The 16,695-nt window shown below is 44.5% G+C and carries 17 protein-coding genes; 4 read left to right on the forward strand and 13 right to left on the reverse strand.

Annotation, left to right across the window (positions count from 1 at the left end; genetic code table 11):
• Positions 1 to 42 precede the first annotated feature (42 nt).
• The 3 genes from argB to AC4JOV_RS09695 form a co-directional block, all read right to left on the reverse strand.
• On the reverse strand, positions 43 to 894 hold the full coding sequence (gene argB / locus AC4JOV_RS09685; protein ID WP_229937782.1) for an acetylglutamate kinase: 852 nt from the start codon (positions 892 to 894) through the stop codon (positions 43 to 45).
• A gap of 64 nt (positions 895 to 958) precedes the next feature.
• On the reverse strand, positions 959 to 1,873 hold the full coding sequence (locus tag AC4JOV_RS09690; protein WP_229937781.1) for a tetraacyldisaccharide 4'-kinase: 915 nt from the start codon (positions 1,871 to 1,873) through the stop codon (positions 959 to 961).
• Positions 1,864 to 2,694 (reverse strand): ferritin-like domain-containing protein, encoded by an 831-nt coding sequence (locus AC4JOV_RS09695; protein ID WP_229937780.1) that lies wholly within the window; start codon positions 2,692 to 2,694, stop codon positions 1,864 to 1,866. The genes AC4JOV_RS09690 and AC4JOV_RS09695 overlap by 10 nt, the downstream gene beginning before the upstream one ends.
• A gap of 15 nt (positions 2,695 to 2,709) precedes the next feature.
• Here AC4JOV_RS09695 and AC4JOV_RS09700 point away from each other — a divergent pair, with 15 nt between their 5' ends.
• Positions 2,710 to 3,315, forward strand: a complete 606-nt coding sequence (locus tag AC4JOV_RS09700) for an MBL fold metallo-hydrolase (RefSeq protein WP_229937779.1) — start codon at positions 2,710 to 2,712, stop codon at positions 3,313 to 3,315.
• Positions 3,316 to 3,518: 203 nt separating this feature from the next.
• Here AC4JOV_RS09700 and AC4JOV_RS09705 read toward each other — a convergent pair whose 3' ends face one another.
• The 8 genes from AC4JOV_RS09705 to AC4JOV_RS09740 all read right to left on the reverse strand — a co-directional run bounded on the left by AC4JOV_RS09705 (position 3,519) and on the right by AC4JOV_RS09740 (position 10,007).
• On the reverse strand, positions 3,519 to 3,707 hold the full coding sequence (locus AC4JOV_RS09705) for a hypothetical protein (protein WP_491522143.1): 189 nt from the start codon (positions 3,705 to 3,707) through the stop codon (positions 3,519 to 3,521).
• Between the two features lie 135 nt (positions 3,708 to 3,842).
• Positions 3,843 to 4,226 (reverse strand): hotdog domain-containing protein, encoded by a 384-nt coding sequence (locus AC4JOV_RS09710; protein WP_229937778.1) that lies wholly within the window; start codon positions 4,224 to 4,226, stop codon positions 3,843 to 3,845.
• 638 nt (positions 4,227 to 4,864) lie between these two features.
• Positions 4,865 to 5,524 carry a response regulator transcription factor gene (locus AC4JOV_RS09715; protein WP_229937777.1) on the reverse strand — a complete coding sequence of 220 codons (660 nt, stop codon included), beginning with the start codon at positions 5,522 to 5,524 and terminating at the stop codon, positions 4,865 to 4,867.
• Positions 5,525 to 5,685: 161 nt separating this feature from the next.
• Entirely contained in the window at positions 5,686 to 6,591 is a 906-nt protein-coding gene (gene cmoB, locus AC4JOV_RS09720; RefSeq protein ID WP_229937776.1) for a tRNA 5-methoxyuridine(34)/uridine 5-oxyacetic acid(34) synthase CmoB, read from the reverse strand.
• A gap of 124 nt (positions 6,592 to 6,715) precedes the next feature.
• Positions 6,716 to 7,255: a peptidylprolyl isomerase gene (locus tag AC4JOV_RS09725; protein ID WP_404820159.1), complete on the reverse strand. Its 540-nt coding sequence runs from the start codon at positions 7,253 to 7,255 to the stop codon at positions 6,716 to 6,718.
• A gap of 9 nt (positions 7,256 to 7,264) precedes the next feature.
• Positions 7,265 to 7,567: a hypothetical protein gene (locus AC4JOV_RS09730; RefSeq protein ID WP_229937775.1), complete on the reverse strand. Its 303-nt coding sequence runs from the start codon at positions 7,565 to 7,567 to the stop codon at positions 7,265 to 7,267.
• Positions 7,568 to 7,872: 305 nt separating this feature from the next.
• Positions 7,873 to 9,399 (reverse strand): ribonuclease Y, encoded by a 1,527-nt coding sequence (rny, locus tag AC4JOV_RS09735; RefSeq protein WP_229937774.1) that lies wholly within the window; start codon positions 9,397 to 9,399, stop codon positions 7,873 to 7,875.
• A gap of 53 nt (positions 9,400 to 9,452) precedes the next feature.
• Positions 9,453 to 10,007: a 5-formyltetrahydrofolate cyclo-ligase gene (locus AC4JOV_RS09740; protein WP_229937773.1), complete on the reverse strand. Its 555-nt coding sequence runs from the start codon at positions 10,005 to 10,007 to the stop codon at positions 9,453 to 9,455.
• 104 nt (positions 10,008 to 10,111) lie between these two features.
• Here AC4JOV_RS09740 and AC4JOV_RS09745 point away from each other — a divergent pair, with 104 nt between their 5' ends.
• Positions 10,112 to 10,777 (forward strand): hypothetical protein, encoded by a 666-nt coding sequence (locus AC4JOV_RS09745; RefSeq protein WP_229937772.1) that lies wholly within the window; start codon positions 10,112 to 10,114, stop codon positions 10,775 to 10,777.
• A 13-nt stretch (positions 10,778 to 10,790) separates the two neighbouring features.
• On the forward strand, positions 10,791 to 11,657 hold the full coding sequence (gene ftsY / locus AC4JOV_RS09750) for a signal recognition particle-docking protein FtsY (protein ID WP_229937771.1): 867 nt from the start codon (positions 10,791 to 10,793) through the stop codon (positions 11,655 to 11,657).
• Between the two features lie 8 nt (positions 11,658 to 11,665).
• Here ftsY and AC4JOV_RS09755 read toward each other — a convergent pair whose 3' ends face one another.
• Positions 11,666 to 12,346 (reverse strand): lysophospholipid acyltransferase family protein, encoded by a 681-nt coding sequence (locus AC4JOV_RS09755; RefSeq protein WP_229937770.1) that lies wholly within the window; start codon positions 12,344 to 12,346, stop codon positions 11,666 to 11,668.
• 149 nt (positions 12,347 to 12,495) lie between these two features.
• Between AC4JOV_RS09755 and radA the strand changes: the two genes are divergently transcribed.
• Positions 12,496 to 13,842 (forward strand): DNA repair protein RadA, encoded by a 1,347-nt coding sequence (gene radA / locus AC4JOV_RS09760; RefSeq protein WP_229937769.1) that lies wholly within the window; start codon positions 12,496 to 12,498, stop codon positions 13,840 to 13,842.
• Positions 13,843 to 14,450: 608 nt separating this feature from the next.
• Here radA and AC4JOV_RS09765 read toward each other — a convergent pair.
• Complete coding sequence (locus AC4JOV_RS09765) at positions 14,451 to 16,694, reverse strand: TonB-dependent receptor (RefSeq protein ID WP_229937768.1); 2,244 nt, start codon at positions 16,692 to 16,694, stop codon at positions 14,451 to 14,453.
• Between the last annotated feature and the right edge of the window lies 1 nt (position 16,695).

Genomic DNA, 16,695 nt, shown 5'->3' on the forward strand with positions numbered 1-16,695 from the left:
GTCCTCGAAATGTATTCCACTTTTTATGCTGTTTTTAGTATATCATAATTCAATACAGGTACCGATGCCTGAACTTGTAAGGATCTCCAAGAGCAGAGAGTGTTCTACCCTCCCGTCAATAATATGTGCTTTTTTGACACCGCCGCGAAGTGCTTCGATACATGCATCTACTTTCGGTACCATTCCGCCTTGGATCGTACCATCTTTCTTGAGGGCTTCTGTCTTCTCGATATCAAGATTTGTGATAAGCTCCATCTCTTTATCGAGTACGCCCGGTGTGTCGGTCAGAAAGAGTACTTTTCTTGCCTTGAGGGCCACAGCGATCTTGCTGGCTGCCAAATCTGCATTGATATTAAACCCGGGATGCCCAACGGTATCGCTTCCTGCGATAGGTGCGATGACAGGAACAGCGCCGTCTTCAATGATATTGTTTACAATATCGGGATCGATATGTTCGATCTTTCCTGTGTAACCGAAGTTCTCAAAGTCTTTGGGAATACCTTTCAGGAAACCGCCGTCTTTACCTGAGATCCCGATCGCCTTGGTCCCGTGGTTGTCCAGCAAAGAGACGATCTCTTTGTTGATCTCGCCGCTGAGTACCATTTCGGCAATACGCATGACCTCTCTGGTCGTGACACGCTGCCCATCTACAAACTTTGTCTCAACACCAAGGTCGGCAAGAAGGTTTGTGATACTTTTCCCTCCGCCGTGTACAATGATCGGTTTCATCCCCACCAGATGCAACAGCACGACATCCTGTGCGAACTGTTCTTTCAGCGCACTGCTGGTCTGAGCAGAACCGCCATACTTGATCACGATCTTTTCATTTGCAAAACGTTTAATATACGGCAGTGCTTCATGAAGTGTTTTTACTATTTGCAGATTATCTCTCATTGGTATAGAATCCTTTGAAACAGGTCCTTAAAATATTCCTGATAACTCCTGTAGAAGCTGACTTTTAGAGACCTGATTGAATATATGATTGAATTTTTTCAATTATATCATCTTCTATGTTTAGTTTGAGTTTCAGCTCGGAGATCGGCAGGTCAAATCCTTCCATTTTCACCTTGTCTTTAGAGGTACAGAGGAGCGAATCAGCTCCGTATCTATGCATCAGCTCTTTGATCTCAGCTTCATCGAAATACTCATGATCGCGAAGATAGACTTTTTGCACTACCCCTGTAGGCAGATACGGGTCAAGCCTTTGAGGATTTGCAATCGCTGTGACCAGAAGCATTTTTGGGTGCGGATTCTCTACCTTTACAACCCTTTTGAAATCCCTTTCCTCTTTTATCACAAGATCGGCATATTTTTTGGTAAACCAAAACTCTCTGAAAGGTCCTGCAGGAAAAGGCAGATAGTTTTTGATACGTCCAGGCTCCAGAATGATCTCGAACTTCTCGATCTCAACCCGGTTAAACCCGTCATCCAGTATGATAATCTTGGCACCCTTCTCTTTCGCCAGATGGATCGCCTTATCGCGGTCCTCACTGACGATCACCGAAGCGTTGGGGAGGGAGTGTGCCATAAGCATCGGTTCATCCCCGCTCTCCTCTACTGTCGTCACTATCTCACCTTTTCGGCTTACCTCTACCAGCCCTCTGCTTTTCCTGCCGTACCCACGTGAAATGATCGTAACATCATACAGCGTTGCAGCCAGTGCAATGGTAAACGGGGTTTTACCGCTGCCTCCAACGATCAGGTTTCCTATACTTATGATCGGAATGTTATAGACTTTTTTCTTTGTCAGATTTCTTCTTAGAAGCATGATGATACCGTAAAGCATACTCAAAGGGAGTAATAGCAGGATCAAGGGGTAATGGTACCACTTCGGTGCAAAGAACATCGCTTCAAAAAAAGAGGTCAACTGCACTCCTTCGCTCCCAGCTTTTTGATCTCGCTGCAGGTAAACCCTGCCTCTTTTCTGGCATCTACATTGATATGCGGGCGGTGTTTGTCCAAGAGTCTGTAGCGCTCCAGTATCTCAAAATAGACAGACTCGTCCAGACCTTCCTCTCTACAAAGGTACTTGAACCACTTGTCTCCTTTATGGACATGGTCTATCTCTTCATCATAGATGACCTTCAAGGCATCCATGAGTCCGGCGACCAGAGGATTTTTGCGTTTGTTCTCAAGTTTTTTAATGATCTGGGGATTGACATCCAGTCCGCTCGCCTCATAGTAACGGGGGACAACCGCCATACGATCAAGCAAGGCATGTGCCGTATGTGCTGCAGCATCAAAAAGCCCGCAATGCACAGGGAAGTCACCGTAGTGATACCCCAAAGCATCCAGAAGTTCACTCAGCATCTTATAATGGCGTATCTCATCTTCGGCCACAACCAGCCAGTCGATCTTATACGCCATCGGCATCTGTGGGAAACGATAGACGGCATCCAGTGCGAGATCTATCGCTGAGTACTCGATATGTGCAATCGCATGTACCAGTGTCGCCAATCCCTCATGTGTATCAAACTCCTTACGAGTAGGAAGATCTCTGGGACTTACGATCGTACACCTGGAGGCATAGGAAGGGGTTTCAAACAGTGCCGGCTCAAAACCCTGCGGTAGGCTAACCGAATTTTGGTTACAATACTCCAAACATTGCGCAACAAGCTGCTCTTTGAGCACGATATCATCACTGCGTATTGCAGTTTCCAATAAGTTATAAAAGTGATTATCTTGCGTATTCATGAGGAGAATTATAACATGCAAATCAAAATGCAACCTATGGGTCCCTACCAGACCAACTGCTACATCGCTACAATAGAGGGAAAAGACTTTATCATCGACCCGGGTGTCGATGCACTTGACTGGGTACTGAACAACGTCACCCATCCGGTAGCTATACTCAATACACACGGGCACTTCGACCATGTCTGGAGCAATGCCGCGGTCCAAAAAGCACTGAACCTTCCGATCTACTGTCCTAAAGATGATGCCTTTATGCTTGCAAATGATCCTTTTTCACAGGGAACACCGCCAAGCCACCCCGATGTTCTGATCCAAGGGGATGAAGCAGTGGAGATCGAAGGGGTCAAGATCAAGTTCCGTCACTTTCCCGGCCATACCCCGGGCTGTTCAGTGATAGAGATAGGTAATGTATGGTTCAGCGGAGATTTCCTTTTTCAACAGTCCATCGGACGCTGGGACTTCCCGAACTCAAGCGGGGAAGATATGCTCAAGAGCCTGGAGAAAGCGACAAAGGTCCAGGGAGACTTCACCATCTACCCGGGCCACGGCATGAGCACCACACTCAAAGCCGAACAAAAAGTCATCCCATTCTGGATCGAACAGGTGAGAAGAACAATATGATCGTAAACTGCTTTACGATCAGTTCTTCGAAACCGAAGCGGTGGAGCAAAGCGACCCGCGCAGGCAAGAGGACAATATAAACGTGAATAGTGAAAACCGTTAAGTAAACGATAACTGTTTATCGTTTATAGGTTTGAAACCAAAGCGGTCGGAATGAAATGAAGCCGCTCAGGCAGTTTAGTCCGTCGAAACCATGAGAAGCGTCAAGCAAAGGCAAACTGCTTTGCCTTTGTAGCTTCGGAACCGGAACGGTCGGAACGAAGTGTAGCCGTGGAGGCAAAAGCGTTAAGTAAACGACCTTGTGCTTGCACTCTCTGTGAGAGCAGTCTGTCGTTTGTAGCCTCGGAACCGGAGCGTGTCGAACGCAGTGAGCCGTGAAGGCAAAAGGCCACATGAAACGTGTAAACACAGACAAAAAGAGTATTGACGTTTCAACGTCGGGGTGAGAACACCCCGACCTACATTATAAAGTCACAGAAAAATGATTCGTAGTTAGTGTACAGTTTCAGATTGTTACATGAAGGGACTTAATCCAACACATGCTTCTCCAACACAAACGTCGTAAAGCTCCCCTCAAAGACAAGCTTTTCACCGACAAAAGCCTCTACACTCACCTCTCTCTTCTTCCCTTTCTCACTGACAACCGATGCTTTACAGAGTACGGCATCCCCTACCTTGACAGGCGCTCTAAATTGACAGATAGACGCACCCAGTACCACATATGGATCATTCACTGCACTCATCGCTGCATAATCCGCTGCACCGAATATAAAACCGCCATGCACCAACCCCTGTGCATCCGCACTCATTTTCCGCGTCGTATGAAGCAGAACCTCGGCATACCCCTCTTCCAGCTTCGTGACTCTGCCGCATAGTGAACTGTCGATATTCAGATGAGTATTTAACTGCATAGTTCTCCCTCTTTCTTTTGGAAGATTATAGCGATATTTTTTGAAAGGGGTTTAGCGTTATGGGTTCATTGACAGTAAAGTATACGTTCCCATCGAAAGAGGTTGTGAAAGAACTACTGTTTTTACCACTGTCATCCTGAACTTGATTCAGGATCTCATCGAGTAACAGCGAAATTTAGGGGATTCTGAATCAAGTTCAGAATGACGAACACCTATTTTTTATCTTCTTTCACAATATCAGACGATGGGGAACGAGATAAAACTTGTATCAGTAGGTCGGGGTATCCCTACCCCGACAACACAAGTGGTAACCAGAAAATAAAAGATTGATCGACATTTTAACGTCGGGGTGGGGGCACCCCGACCTACATCTCAAGATCGCAGAAAGATGATGTTCTATAAAATGATTCGTGTCTAGTGTGCTGTAGATTTGCGGGTTGTTAGGAGGGAGCTTACTCGGAAGTAAAACTTACCCTATTAATCACACGAAGTGTGTAGTGTCGTGGCGAACGACCTTGTAAGCAAAGCGATTCGAGAGCCACGACGATTTTTGCATACTTTTTCTAAAAAAGTATGAAGGGAACAATATCACATTTTAAACTAAAAGGGAATATTGCGTATGAATTAATAGAAATAAATTAGTAGGCGAACTTATATCCTCTACGTCTCACCGTATGTATCACCTGGAACCCAAGGATCTGCTTGAGTCTCTTTCTGATCTGGTTGATCGCTACCTCAACCGTGTTGTCACTGACATACTCCGGCTCTTCCCAGAGTGCATTGATGATCTCATCTTTGGAGAAAACCCTTTTTTCTCTTAGTGCAAGGTACGCCAGGATATCAAATGTCTTGCCGTTCAATGATACGTTTTTATCATCATACTGTATTCTCTTGTTGGCAATATCGATCACAAGTTTATCTACTTCAACCTGAGTACCAAAGAGATGTCTCATATTTGCCAGTACTCTTGCAGCGATCAGGTCAGGCTGATCACAATGCTCATAGACGACATCATCCACTCCAAGCTTGAAAAAGTCTGCCTGACTTTTTGGCTTGTCAGTCAGGATGATGATCTTTGTTTCGCTCTTTTTCTTTTTGACTTCATTGACATAACGCTCTAGCGAAAACTGGACCCCTTCATCTACAATGATGACAAGCTCATAATGTCTAAAGTCTGTAAAGTTGGTCGCATCATACATATCTTTGGCATTATCTACGATACAGATAAAGTACTTATCCAACTCTTTTTCAAGTTCATTGACGTACTCATCGTCAAATCCTACACTTAATATTCTCATATGTTTACTGCTTATATTGGTCTGAAAAGAGTAAACCGAACCTTAAAGTTTATTCGATTTCTCTGTTTAGTGGTAAATTTATAGCGAAAACAAGCTTATTTAAAAATAAAACTAAGGTTATACTAATGTTTTGTCAATCTTATTTTAGATATTCAGCTCAATCAAGCTGTTTTTTTCGCTTTGATGTAGACTCTTTTGGGTGCAGGATACCCCTCTACGGTTTTCGTCGGGTCATTAGGATCTAGGAAATCTTCCAGGCTTTGGGTATCGATCCACTCTGTTTTTCGCTGTTCATTCTGATCGGTTACCCTGGTTTCAAGCACTTCCACACTCTCAAATCCTGCACGAAGACACCAGTTTTTCAAAGCAGGTATCGTCGGAACAAAATAGATGTTCGGTATTTTGGAGTATTTTCCAGCAGGCGTCAGTGCCACCTCATCCTCTCCGTCGATCATAAAGGTATCAAGGATCAACTCTCCACCCTTCTCCAACCCTTTATAGAGGGATTTGAGCATCGCTACCGGATCTGAACGGTGGTAAAGCACACCGAGACAGAAGAGCAGATCAAACTTATACTCGTAGTACTCTACATGCTCGACACCCAACATCTCGTAGACGATCTCCGACTTGACAAAGTGGTCGATAAACTGAAACTGAGAATAGTAGATTGCAGAGGGATCGAACCCGATAAGTTTCTTCGGGTTTTGACTCTGCATACGGAAAAGATAGTAGCCGTTATTGCATCCGATATCTCCGACAACTTTACCTTCCAGATCAAAGTAAGGCTCGAGAAGATTGTACTTGATCTGGCTCTGCCACTCTGTATCGATAAAGAGTTCATTGATCCTGAAAGGCCCTTTCCTCCAGGGTTTCATGAGGAGTGCGGTTTGCCTGATCTGCTCGGACTGCTCTTCTGTAATATTGGGGATATCGATAGTGACAACATCTCCAAGAGAGACCTTGACATCTTCAAATACCGGTAGAGCCTTGATTGCATCCTGAAAAGGAACGATATTTTTCCACGTCAACCATTTTTGACGTTCTATTCTAAGTTGATTTAAATCCATAAGTGCCTTAATAAAGATAAAAAATGATTTTAAAGGGAATGACCTACTTACGATCGGTCATTCATAATCAAGAGAAGAGCAGTACCTAGGGGATATCCCCCTCTCTTGGATAGAAAAATTTGGTCTATTTGATATACGCCTTGATGATCTTCTGATCAAAGTACGGTCGGTTCATCCTAGGGTCGACATCGACATTTTCTAGCTTACGTACTACCTCTTGACCGGCGATAACTTCACCGAAGATCGTGTGTCTTCCGTTCAGCCATGGTGTCGGTGCCGCTGTAATGAAAAACTGGCTTCCGTTTGTCTTCGGTCCGCGGTTTGCCATTGCAAGCAGAAAAGGTCTGTCAAATACCACATTCGGTGCAAATTCATCTTCAAAATCTTTTTTCCAGATCGATTCACCGCCTCTACCCGTTCCGGTCGGGTCTCCACCCTGTATCATAAAATCTTTAATGATCCTGTGAAAGATCAATCCGTTATAATACCCGTTCTTTACATGTGTCGTAAAGTTTTCTACGGCTTTAGGCGCTACTTCGGGATAGAGTTTCAGTTCGATCTTTCCAAGATTTGTTTCAAGAACGACTACAGGCGCTTTCGTCTCTGCAGCTTGAAGCTGCAGTCCTAAAAAAAGTACACTTAATACAAATAATCTCTTTAACACATTCTCTCCTTAACGTTCGATCACATCATTCGCACACTTGTCGATCTTGAGCTCTTTGAGTACCTTCTCAAAAAAATCACCGCTCTCTCTTTGTGCATCATCATCAAATTCAATATAGAGTGCCTGCTTTGCTTCTGTATGGTCTTTAGAGTTATCAAAAACCTGAGGCTCCATTTTAGTCTCTTTTTTGACTTTTTCGATCGCTGTTTCGATCTCAGCTCTGATCTCTTCACTGCCGTCAAATGTCAGACTCATTCCTGCATAGCACTCTTCCATTCTTACATTTGCATTGATCTGATCACATCTGTCCATTCTGTATCCTTTGTAGATATTTAGGCATAATTATAGGGCAAAGCTCCATACACTATGCTGACAATACCGAATTTATATCATCAAGCTTTTTCAAGTATAACATAACAGGACACAGTACGCTATTTCTTCTCTTTCGACAGTAGTAACGTTGGATGGGGATGCAGTATTTCACACCTTTTCATTGAGTGAAAAGCCCGCATCAGACTTTAGTCTGGAAGTACAATGCTTGCACTGCGATTTAGTCGCTTATCAACAGCGGGCGCCCGAAGGAAGTGCCCTTGGGGTGCTCAAGCGGCTAGCCGCTTTTATTTGGCATAGGCTGTCGCTCTTGTCTCTCTGATCACATTGACTTTGATCTCCCCGGGATACTGTACCTTCTCTTCAATCTCTTTGGCGATCTCTTTGCTTAAAAGTACTGATTCACTATCCGAAAGCTTGTCTGCATTGACAAATACACGTATCTCACGCCCGGCGTTGATCGCGTAGGCACTTGTCACATACGCTTTGGCTGTAGCGATATTTTCTATCTCCTCTATACGTTTGGTGAAACTTTCAAGTACTTCACGTCTTGCTCCCGGTCTGGCAGCGGAGAGTGTATCTGCCGCGCAAACTGCAGCGGATTCTACCGAGTCAGGCTCTTCATATCCGTGGTGTGCATAGATCGCATTGATCACTGTCGGGTGTTCATGGTACTTACGGCAAAGTTCTGCACCCAGTTCTACATGCGACCCTCCATGCTCCTGGGTCAATGCCTTACCGATATCATGCAGAAGTCCAGCACGCAAGGCAAGTTTCTCATCCCCGCCCATATTGGCTGCCATCACTTTCGCCAAATTAGCCACTTCAAGCGTATGTACCAGAGCATTTTGCCCATAACTCGCTCTGTATTTCATACGGCCCAGAAGACGGATCAACTCTTCTGCCATAGGGTAGAGTCCGAGATCAATGACGATATTCTCACCCTCTTCATAGGTTTTCTGTTCAAACTCTTTTTGGACCTTTTCATGTACCTCTTCGATCCGGGCAGGATGGATACGTCCATCCTCTACCAGTATCTCTATCACACGTGTCGCGATCGCCCTTCTGTAAAGGTTGAAAGAGCTTACTACGATCACTCCAGGTGTCTCATCGATAATGATATCTACCCCTAAAAGCATCTCCAGAGACTTGATATTTCGTCCCTCTTTACCGATAATGCGGCCTTTGTGTTCATCACTCGGAAGTGTAATCGTATTGATCAGACGTTCACCGGCAAACTCTCCCGCATAGCGTGTTGTCGCCTGGGCAAGAATGTAATTGGCCTTTTTCTCTCCTTCCACTTTGGCCTCCTGCTCATACTTGCGTACGATATCTGCGATATCCGCACGGCTCTGCTCTTCTACCTTTTGCAGGATATAGGCTTTTGCCTCTTCTCTGGTAAGAGAAGCGATATGTTCCATCTTTTCGACTGCTTCAGAGATCACATGTTGTTTCTTCTGCTCCAACTTTTCAAGGTTTAGCTCTTCTCTCTGCAGCCTTTTGCTCTTCTCTTCGAGACTTTTTGCTTCAGACTCCACCTCTTTTTGCTCAAGGATCAGGGAACGATGGCGTTCATCCAGTTTAGATAAACGTTTTTGATACTCCCTCTCCTGCTCTATCTCGTTCGCTTTGATTTTTACTTTACTGCTCTCAAGCAGTTGTTCAGCTTCATGCTCGATCGCTTTTGCTTTTGCTTTACTCTCTAACTCCATATAGGAGAACTTACTTTGTGTACTGCTTTTTAACCAAAAGTAGCTACCAACTGCGCCTACGGCGACTCCTGCTATGGAGGAGAGTCCAATTATCTCTATCATCTGTTCTCCTCACACCGCGAGAGGGAGTTACTATTTTCCCTCTACATTCTCGTCTAACCCGTGATGATCATGTCAGCAGTCACATCAAAATCGTCTGTAATCATCTCTCTGCTGTAACATAATTCACGCGCTAAAAATACGGTTTTTTTAATATTTTTACTCTCTTTTTCAAAGAATCTGTCGTACATTCCTTTACCAAACCCGACACGCCTTTGTGTCACATCCAGTCCCACTATCGGCACGATCGCCAAATCTATCGTTTTTTCTCTATACTGTTTTGAATCTTTTGGCTCTTTGATCCCAAACTTCTTTTCTTCCAGTGGTAATCTATATTTTACCAACCTGAAACTTTTACCCTCCATAAACGGAACATAAAGTTTCCGCCCCTCTCTGCGCAGCTGCTTGATAAGCGAATAGAGATTCACCTCTGTATCAAGCGGCAGATAAAGCATGATACTTTGAGCCTGGGATGCTACTATCTCACGATACAGCTTCTGTAATACTCTTTTATCTTTTTGATAGGCACCTCTTTGGGATGCTTTTCTCAGTTTTTCCAGACAGGATGCCCTAAACGCCTTTTTTTCGATGGTTTGCCTCATATTTTTCATACCTCTTTTTAATGCTCTTTGGTTATAATCTTTTTTTAAATTATTATATCTAATGGGACTATCTAAAACCCCTGAATTTAACACCAACACAGCAAAGGTATACTGTGAAAAGAACCAAAAATCTATTACTTATAGGTATACTCTTCTCTCTCCCGCTCTTTTTTACCGGATGCGAAGAGAAAAGCAGCGAAACGGCTGCGACACTTCCTGTAGAAAACAGCACAGAGATCGTAGGTGGCCAAGATAGCTATATAAAAAAGTCTTTAACGCAGTCGTCTACAGAAGAGAAGATGCTAAACGATCAGAAATCTGCCGCTTCAGATCATTTCATCTTTCAAAAGAGTGACGGTACGAAATTTACACTTATGTTGCAAGACGGGAAACTTTTACCTGATCCCCAGAGCAAACCGATTTTGTTGATCAATCTCTTTGATATCAATGAGCGTGCCTCTATCGCACAAATTTCTTATCTGAACAAGTTGCAAGATAAATACGCTAACCGTCTTACTGTTCTTGGTATACCGACCAACCAATCGATGGATGAAGCTACGCTGAAAGCATTTATCAACCAACAACAAGTCGACTATTTCATCTCTTACGAGAATAGAGATCAGAGATTAATCGGTCTCTTTTCAGAACGCTTAAGCAGTGATGGGATAACCACTCCGACAACACTTCTCTATCATAATGGAGAGAGTGGCCGGATCTATGAGGGTGCTGTTCCTATAGAGATGATCACACATGATATACTAATGATAAACAAAGAGTAAAGGAAGATCATTCATGTTTAATCTTTTCAAAAAAGTATTGGGCAAAACCAATGAAGCGATCAAAGAGGTCGCACCGAATAAGAAAAAAGAGATCACCAAGGATGAGTTTGAAGATATTCTACTCGAAGCCGATGTGAACTATGAACTGGTAGAACGTCTGATTGAGGACCTGCCTGAAACTGTCAACCGTATACAGGCGTTCAACTCCCTCATCTCGGTCTTTCAATATAAAGCCGACTGGAAAGAAAGTGATGCCAAACCGTTTGTCGAAATGATCATCGGTGTGAACGGTGCAGGGAAAACCACAACCATCTCGAAACTGGCATACCGCTACCGGGAGCATGGTAAAAGCGTGATCCTCGGTGCCGGAGATACATTCCGTGCCGCGGCGATAGAACAGCTGAGCAGATGGGCAGCGAAACTCGATCTGCCGATTGTCGCAACCAAACAGGGGCATGATCCCTCAGCAGTCGTCTATGATACGATCGAATCAGCCAAAGCCAAAGGGATCGATCATGTCATCATCGATACGGCAGGTCGTCTGCATACGCAGACAAACCTCAGTGAAGAGCTTAAAAAGATGATCCGTGTAGCCGGCAAGGCGATGGAAGGTGCACCGCACAGAAAAATGCTTGTACTTGACGGTACACAGGGGAGCTCTTCCATCAACCAGGCAAAAGTATTTAATGAGATGATCGGCATTGACGGTATCATCATTACCAAGCTTGACGGGACTGCAAAAGGAGGTTCGGTACTGAGTATCGCAGATCAGCTAAAAATGCCTATCTGGTATATCGGTACAGGAGAACAGCCGGCCGATATGATCCGCTTCAAAGCCAACGAGTATGTCAATACGATACTCGATGAGATCTTTATCTAACCGACATGCTATAGAAGCCCAAACTCTTCTCTGTAGAGTGTTTCAAGATCTCCTTTCGTTCGGTAGGAGATCTCCTTACCGATCACGATCGTGATCTCTTGATCTTTGATCCCTTCTCTCATCGATTTTCTCAAAATCTCATCTGCATTCTGTTCGATATAGACAGGCAGTATCGGCAGTCTGTTTTTCAGGGCGATGATACGGGAACCCTCTTTGAACTTGGAGACAGGTTCATCTGTTTTATTCCGGGTACCTTCCGGAAAAATATAGATGGAGTGCCCCGCTTGCACCCCTTTTTTGACCTCGCTAAAAAATCCGCTCATCTGTGACTTTTCACGGTCGATCAATACCCCACCCGCATTTCGAACGAAAAGACCGAAAAAAAGTGAATTATAAAGCTCTTTTTTTGAAATCCAGAGGCCAAAGAGGTTGGTATCTTTGAGTGCCAGTTCGATAATGAGAGGGTCGATCACACTTCTATGGTTGGAGACCAGCAGATACTGCCCGTCATTGGGCAGATTTTCAGAATGCTTCACCTTTACCTTGATCCCCAAGGTATCCAGCTGAGCTTGTGAGTAAGCGATTCTGAGTCTTTTTTTCTTTTTCGGATCTTTTGTGAGTTTCAATCTCAAACCATAACTATTGGTCAAATACATCCCGTAAAGTACATGCAAAAGTGTTCTTATCATAAACTGCCCTGTCTCATTTATTTTCTAAAGCGCTATTATAGCAAAACACCCTATAGTCGTTGGTTTCAAATATGACAATATGACATGTTTTTATCTCAAAGCTTACGATTTATTCTATAATACTTCCAACAACTCCAAGGATAGACTATATGGCAAAGAAAAAAACCCTTTTTGAGTGTCAGGCATGTGGATTTCAGTCTCCAAGATGGATGGGGAAATGTACCTCATGCGGTGAGTGGGAGAGTATGATCGAACTCACTACTGATCAGATAAAATTTCTCAAAGAGACCTCGTCCGCTTCACGCAGTGCAAAAAACAGAGCACAACCGATCACCGATATCCAGGAAGACAATATCATCCGCTCTACTTCAGGGAGCAAAGAGCTTGACCTTGTCTTGGGCGGAGGGATTGTTCCGGGTTCACTCACCCTTATTGGAGGAAGCCCGGGTATAGGAAAGTCCACACTCTTGCTCAAGATCGCAGGAAATCTTGCACATCAGGGAACAAAAGTACTCTATGTCTCAGGGGAGGAGTCCGCCGGACAGATCAAACTTCGTGCCAACAGGCTGGGGGCAAATCACGATAACCTCTATCTTCTCTCAGAGATAAACCTGGGGTCCGTCCTTTCGGAGATAAACAATGAAGCGTATGGGTTTATCGTCATAGACTCGATCCAGACACTCTACTCAGAGGAGACCTCTTCTGCACCCGGTTCTGTCACACAGGTACGTACGATCACTTTTGAGCTGATGCGTATCGCAAAAAGCCTGCATATCCCTATTTTTATCATCGGGCATATCACCAAAGACGGTTCTATTGCAGGGCCAAGGGTACTGGAGCATATGGTCGATACGGTTTTATACTTCGAAGGAGACAGTAACTCTGAGTTGAGACTCCTGCGCGGGTTTAAGAACCGGTTCGGTTCCACCAACGAAGTGGGTATCTTTGAGATGAACAGGGAAGGTCTGAGTGATGCCAAGAGCATGGCCGGCAGATTTTTCAACAAGGAGAAACTTCAGTCAGGTTCTGCACTCACGGTGATCATGGAGGGAAGCCGACCTATTATCGTGGAGATACAGGCCCTTGTATCTGAGGCTTACGGACACCCCAAGAGAAGCTCCACGGGATTTGACAATAACCGCCTGGGGATGCTGCTGGCACTTTTGGAAAAGAAACTGGATCTTCCATTAGGTACCTATGATGTCTTTATCAATGTTTCCGGAGGAATTAAAGTACAGGAACCTTCTGCTGACCTTGCGATCATCGCTGCAATCCTCAGCAGCTACAGAGAGAGGGAACTCAGTGCAGAGACACTTTTTCTCGGAGAGGTCAGCCTCACAGGAGAGATACGGGAGATTCCCGGCCTCTCAAACCGCCTCAAAGAGATAGAGACACAGGGGTTTACCAAAGCGGTCATCCCCAACAAACCGCTTGAGCCATCATCGGTCAAATGTTTTGTAGCCAACGAAGTCTCAAAAGTCGTAGAATGGATGTGAGACTCGTTAAGCAAACGACAACAATTTGTCGTTTGTAGAGTCGAAACCGAAGCGGTGGAGCAACGAAGTGCGACCCGCGTAGGTAGGGAGCAGCGTACATAATCGTGAACTGCTTCACGTTTGTAAGGGCGAAACCGGAGTGGTCGAAGCGAAGCGTAGCCACGGAGGCTGGGAGACTCGTTAAGCAAACGACAACAATTTGTCGTTTGTAGAGTCGAAACCATGAGAGCTGTTAAGCAAAAGCAAACTGCTTTGCTTTTGTAAGCTCGGAACCGGAACGGTCGGAACAAAGTGTAGCCGTGGAGGCAAAAGCGTTAAGCAAACAACCTTGTGCTTGCACTCTCTATGAGAGCTGCTTGTTGTTTCTAGCTTCGAAACCATGAGACCCGTTAAATAAACGTGAGTGAACCTCACGTTTATAGGGGCGGAACCGGAGCGTGCCGAACGAAGTGAGCCGCGTAGATGAGGAGCGTAAAAAGATCGTGAATAGTTTCACGATCTTAGCGACGGAACCGGAAGTGTTGTGCAGAATGCACCACTGAAGGCAAAGTCGTTAAGCAAACAGCACTACTTTTGACTTCCCCCCCCCTTTTTCATGATCATTCCTCTTAATACTTCATATTCACACTGAAGAAGACCATACGCGGTGCACCGGTCTGGTAGGTACTTGATGTCGTTGATGCAGCTAACACATTATCCGGTGTAGTGATCGTTGAGATATATTTTTCATCCGTAAGGTTTGTAACCGTCAGACGGAAAAGCGTATTTTTTGACCCCAGGAAGTTTTTTAACTTGTACGAGATATCCATATCTACTACTGTATACCCATCCACTTTCTGCGTGTTCTCCACATCTCCATAACGGCTTGATGAATAACGTACACTTGGTGTAAAAGTCCAGTTATCCAGATAGTACGAGAGTGCTCCCGTTGCCATGAATTTAGGTGCATCCGGAAGCTGATTCCCTTTGATATCACTTGTGGTAGTTGCACTCGTTGCAAAATCCTGATCAAATGAATAACGGTTATAAGAGAGCCCCATCATAAATTCAAGATCTTCGGTTACGACACCGTATGCTGAGAACTCCGCCCCGTATCCAAAAGCATCCCCCAGGTTTGCAGGGTAGTTGACATCCAGATCACTGTCATAGATATTTGCCTGTTTATTGTGTACAAAAGAGACAAAAAGACTTGGATGGAGTGTCACCGCCCCAATTGTTGTTTTATACCCAAGATCGATATTATCAGAGGTCTCAAGCTCCAGATCGTTCCAAAGCTGCTGCAGTGTGATCCCCTTACTCTTAAACGTTGCGTAATTACTTGTATAGGTCGGATAGAGGTTCACATCAAATCCATAGGTACGTGAATAGTCAAGATAGACAGTGCTCACTTCATCCAATTTATAAGCAGCATAGAAGGACGGCAACCAGGTTTTAAAGGTTTTTGCTTCGACACTCCCCCACGAATCATAGGTTGATGTAGCGATCGCCGTATCATAATCGAGGCTTGTGTTGCTATCGGTCAGATAGTTGTCGATCGAGCTGAGTTTAAAGTCTTGGTACTGCAGGCCGGCTGAGTAGATAAAGTTATCCACCTCCCCGCTTACTTCTACAAACGGTGCCTGCAACACATGATGCTCCACATCCGCCAATGAAGCATATTTTTTAAAGAAAAGTTCTCCCTCTGCATCTACCCCGTACAGACGTCTGTCAGTTGGTGGTCCGGGAGGAAGCTGTCGGTGATGCCAGTACCCTGCTTTTGCTTTGATCGCTTCACTGAATCGATGCTCATAGGCAGCAACAACACCATACAGGTCATGATCCATCTTCCAATTGATCACTCCCTGTTTTGCAGGTGTCGAATTGAATTTTGAGAAAAAGATCTCCCCTTTATCTTGCTTGTAGTAGGGCTTGAATGTAAAGGTATCCTCAGCAGTGAGATCGTACCTGATATCAGCAAAAATATTGGTCGTCAAAAAATCCTGCTTGTTAAAATCATAGTAATCTACATCGTTTGCTGATGTCGGTTCTGTTGTTTTATAATCTTTGTCAAAATAGGTATCAAGATCCTGTATCTCCTCATAACTCAGAGAACCATAGTTATGGTGTTCATCACTGTTTCGGATGGCATAGAGGTTTGCTTCAAAACGCTCATTTGGTTTATAGGATAGCCCTACCATACCGTTGACTCTTTCAAGATCGCCTTCCCCTTTATATTTCTCATTGGAGAGCGTTGAGAAAGAACCGAAAGCAGAAAAATCCCCTATTGTTCCTGTATCAAAGCGTAAAAATGTTCTTTTAAAATTATCTGAACCAAACGACTGTGAAAGAATGGCTCCCGCCTCTTTTTTCGGCTTCAGGACATTCAGATCCACTTTTCCGATAAGGCTTGAGAACCCCAGGTTCTTCTCTACGGGCAAATACCCTTTAAGCAAGTCGATCGAAGCGGTATTCTCCATATCAAGCATATGTTTCCCGCCCCCTGGATTTGAAGAGAGAGGCATACCGTTGATCATATAGACCCCTCCCGGTCCGGATTGGCTCTTCCCTCGGATACGGATCGGGTCGTGAAATGAAGGTTCATTTGAACCTACGGTATCTGCCGGAGTGAAATTCACCGACGGAGAAAACGCGATCACCGTATAGGGATTCATATTGGCATGGCTTGAGAGTGTTGCAATACTTTTAGAGGTAAAGTGCTCACTGTTATCCGCTTTTGAGAGGTTATAGTCTCCCATAAAAAGGGAATCCCCTTCTACCACTACTTCATTTACCGTGATCGATTCTATACTGATTGGATTTGCCATCAGTGTTGCTGTTGCAACAAGCGACAAAACGATACTGCTTTTCTTCATC

The sequence above is a fragment of the Sulfurovum sp. MH2-6 genome, assembly GCF_058374785.1.

Coding starts and splice junctions, on each gene's coding strand:
- argB (WP_229937782.1), bottom strand. CDS start 894: ATGAGAGATAATCTGCAAATAGTAAAAACACTTCATGAAGCACTGCCG.
- AC4JOV_RS09695 (WP_229937780.1), bottom strand. CDS start 2,694: ATGAATACGCAAGATAATCACTTTTATAACTTATTGGAAACTGCAATA.
- AC4JOV_RS09700 (WP_229937779.1), top strand. CDS start 2,710: ATGCAAATCAAAATGCAACCTATGGGTCCCTACCAGACCAACTGCTAC.
- AC4JOV_RS09710 (WP_229937778.1), bottom strand. CDS start 4,226: ATGCAGTTAAATACTCATCTGAATATCGACAGTTCACTATGCGGCAGA.
- AC4JOV_RS09715 (WP_229937777.1), bottom strand. CDS start 5,524: ATGAGAATATTAAGTGTAGGATTTGACGATGAGTACGTCAATGAACTT.
- cmoB (WP_229937776.1), bottom strand. CDS start 6,591: ATGGATTTAAATCAACTTAGAATAGAACGTCAAAAATGGTTGACGTGG.
- AC4JOV_RS09730 (WP_229937775.1), bottom strand. CDS start 7,567: ATGGACAGATGTGATCAGATCAATGCAAATGTAAGAATGGAAGAGTGC.
- rny (WP_229937774.1), bottom strand. CDS start 9,399: ATGATAGAGATAATTGGACTCTCCTCCATAGCAGGAGTCGCCGTAGGC.
- AC4JOV_RS09740 (WP_229937773.1), bottom strand. CDS start 10,007: ATGAAAAATATGAGGCAAACCATCGAAAAAAAGGCGTTTAGGGCATCC.
- ftsY (WP_229937771.1), top strand. CDS start 10,791: ATGTTTAATCTTTTCAAAAAAGTATTGGGCAAAACCAATGAAGCGATC.
- AC4JOV_RS09755 (WP_229937770.1), bottom strand. CDS start 12,346: ATGATAAGAACACTTTTGCATGTACTTTACGGGATGTATTTGACCAAT.
- radA (WP_229937769.1), top strand. CDS start 12,496: ATGGCAAAGAAAAAAACCCTTTTTGAGTGTCAGGCATGTGGATTTCAG.
- AC4JOV_RS09765 (WP_229937768.1), bottom strand. CDS start 16,694: ATGAAGAAAAGCAGTATCGTTTTGTCGCTTGTTGCAACAGCAACACTG.